Below are 2916 nucleotides of genomic sequence, written 5' to 3'. Positions count from 1 at the left end.
CCCCACACCCACCGGCTGGGCCCGATGCGTGATCCGCCGCCTGCTCCCTAATCAATTTGCGTACCAACCCAGAGAGCAAGGGGGCGTCCTCCTGATTTCAGGAGGTTGGCGTGAGGTGGGTGTCGTCAGGTGGGCAAAGAGGAAGGGCGATACTCTGGAGGGTGAAAGACTTTCCCGTCCTTCTGTCGGTGAGGGAATGTGGGCGGGTGTCAGTGGATGAAACGAATGAGCGCCTCCGCGACCACTTCGGGCTGCTCCATGTGGACGTGGTGCCCGCCGGGGAGGTGCAGCGGTGGCTGGGCGAGGGTTTGGAGCGCCTGCGTCCGGTTGCGCATGAGGGCTTCGTCGTGGCGCAGCCCGCCGGTGGCGAGGATGAGCTGCAGCGGGCAGGTGATGCCGGCCTGGAGCGCCATCCACTGGGCCTCGTCGTAACCCATGCCGAAGCGGCGGCGGTGGCGCGGGTCGAAGGTGAAGGCGAAGCCGCTTTCGCATGGCTCCGTCCCGTGCCGTGCGAGGTACAGCGCCGCGTCCTGCGTCAGCGTAGGGCTGTTCTCCAGCAGCCGCGCGGCGGCGGCCTCCACGGTGGGGTAGCGCTTGCGGTTGGGCGGGCGGCGCGCGTCATCCAGGGCGCTGCGCAGTCGGCTCAGGGCCCCTTCCGCGGGCCCGCCAGCGGGGCCCAGGCTTTCGATGAGCGTCACGCTCTTCACGCGCTTGGGGCGGGCGGCGGCGTAGGCCTGGGAGACGATGCCACCCAGCGAGTGCCCCACCAGGTGCACCGCGTCCAGCCCCAGCCCGTCCAACGTGGCCTCCACGTCGAGCGCGTAGTCGCTGAACTGGTAGGTGGCGCCGGGACCCACGTGGGCGCTGCGGCCCATGCCCCGAAAGTCGAGCAGCACCAGCCGCCACGTCGGGGGCAGGTGCGGGATGAGGGCGTCGAAGCTGTGGGAATGGTCCAGCCAGCCATGCAGGAAGAGCACGGCGGGCGCGTCGGAAGCGGGGCGCTGCCGGACATGCAGCGCCAGGCCTTCGGCATCAACAGTGAGGGATTCGAGCGCGTTGGACACGGGAGCCTCCTGCCCCGTGCCTTACCCGGTTCACGTGCTCGGGAGAACCGTCATCCACGCCCGGACGCGGCGCGCGTTCAGCGGGGCCCGGGGGGCGGCCGCGGCGGCCCCCCCGTGTCGGGCCGGGAGAGAATCATCGCGAGCTGGCGCGCCTGATTCTCGGTGGCGCAGCGGTACTCCTGCTGCTTGCCGTTGTCCTTCTCGATACGGAGAACCCAGACGTCGTTTTCCTTCGTGACATTCGCCTGCTGGGACATGTGGCGGTTCCTCCCCGCCGCGGGGAAGAGCATGTTTCATGCCGCACTGGTGGAGAGGCCTCAAGGCCCCGAATTTCCGGCACCACCCCACCCCGCCTGGCGAGCGGGGTGACAAAAATTGTGCACAGTTGCGACAAATTTGGCCGGAAAGCCTCGCATTGATTGCGTAGTGCCCCAGGGCGGGTCTGCCTTTACCCTGTTACAACCCGAGGTGTCAGGTGTCCTGGGCGTCGGGCCACTCCCAGGCGGAGCGGTAGCCGCCGGTGGCCTGGGTGCCCTCGACGAAGCGGGCGTAGAAGGGGTGCCCGCTGAGGGTGGCGGAGTCGCCCACGACGAAGAGGTGGCGGCGGGCGCGGGTGAGGGCCACGTTCATGCGGCGCAGGTCCGTGAGGAAGCCGAGCTGTCCCTCGCTGTTGGAGCGGGTGAGGGAGACGATGACGGCGTCCTTCTCCCGGCCCTGGAACGCGTCGACGGTGTCGACCTCCACCTCGGGGCTGAGCGCCTCGATGCGCTCGCGGAGCTGATGGGCCTGGGCGCTGTAGGGCGTAATCACCGCCAGCTCGCGGGGCGCCAGGCCGGCGGCGAGCAGGGCACGCACGCGGGCCTCCACCAGGCCGGCCTCGCCAGGGTTGAAGAGGCTTCGCGTGGTGGGCTCGACTTCTTCGTCGAAGCCCTTGCCGGCGGTGTCCAGGTAGAGCACGGGGGGCGCATCCACGTCCGCGCCGGGCGTGAGGACGGCGTCCAGGGTGCGGTCCGCGATGGAGGGGTGGGCGCGGAGCTCGCCGCCGTACATCTCCCGTGAGGGGAAGTCCATGATGCGGGCGTTCATCCGGTACTGCTCGCGCAGCATGCGTTTGACGCCCTCGCCGTGGTCCTTGAGCAGGCGCTCGAAGAGGCTCACGCCCAGGCCGGCCTTCGCGGCCTCCTGGGAGAGGACGGTGGGCGGCAGCTGCTGCGGGTCGCCGGCGAGGATGACGCGGGGCGCGCGCAGGAAGCAGAGCAGCGCCAACGGCTCGGTGGCCTGGGTGGCTTCATCGAGCAGCGCCAGGTCGAACTGCTGACCGGAGAGCACGCCGGAGTCGAGGCTGGAGAGCGTCACGCAGATGACGTCCGCGTTGGCGAGCACGGACTTCACGGCCTTGCGCTCCAGGGCGCGGGCCTCGTCGAGCATGCCCTTGGCCTCGGAGGTGGACGCGCGGGCGTTGGCGAAGCGCGCGCGGCTGCGGCCCTGGTTGCGCTGGCGGCGCGCGTAGCCCAGCAGCGAGAAGGCCTCGTCGAAGAGGTCGCGGGACACGGCGCGGTCCGGGTGGGACTCCACGACGATGTCCAGGGTGTGCTCCTGAAGGCGCGCGGCCACGCGGGCGGGGTGGCCCACGCGGATGGCGCGCAGGCCCTTGTCCAGGCACAGGTCCAACAGGTGGTCCACGGCGGCGTTGCTGGCGGCGGTGCAGAGCAGGCGCTTGCCGTCCGCCACGGCCTGGGCGGCGACCTCGGCCAGCACGGTGGACTTGCCGGTGCCCGGGGGGCCGTGGACCAGGAAGAAGTCCTCGGCGGCGAGCGCACGGGCGGTGGCGTCCTGCTGCTCGGGGTTGAGG

General features: G+C 70.5%; 3 protein-coding genes. All 3 read right to left on the bottom strand.

What is annotated here, in order from left to right:
- Nucleotides 1-209 precede the first annotated feature (209 nt).
- A complete protein-coding gene (locus G4D87_RS36185; protein ID WP_163787355.1) occupies nt 210-1064 on the bottom strand; it encodes an alpha/beta fold hydrolase in 855 nt (284 codons plus the stop codon).
- Nucleotides 1065-1141: 77 nt separating this feature from the next.
- Nucleotides 1142-1321, bottom strand: a complete 180-nt coding sequence (locus tag G4D87_RS36180; RefSeq protein WP_240358890.1) for a hypothetical protein — start codon at nt 1319-1321, stop codon at nt 1142-1144.
- A 214-nt stretch (nt 1322-1535) separates the two neighbouring features.
- Nucleotides 1536-2916 (bottom strand): AAA domain-containing protein (locus G4D87_RS36175; protein WP_163787353.1); only part of this gene is annotated, 1381 nt, incomplete at its 5' end.

Source organism: Myxococcus vastator, assembly GCF_010894475.1.
Taxonomy (GTDB): domain Bacteria; phylum Myxococcota; class Myxococcia; order Myxococcales; family Myxococcaceae; genus Myxococcus; species Myxococcus vastator.
This window is presented reverse-complemented; position numbering and strand designations above follow the sequence as displayed.

What these genes read in the sequence shown, in the direction of transcription:
- G4D87_RS36180 (WP_240358890.1), bottom strand. Translation starts at nt 1,321, where the DNA reads ATGTCCCAGCAGGCGAATGTCACGAAGGAAAACGACGTCTGGGTTCTC.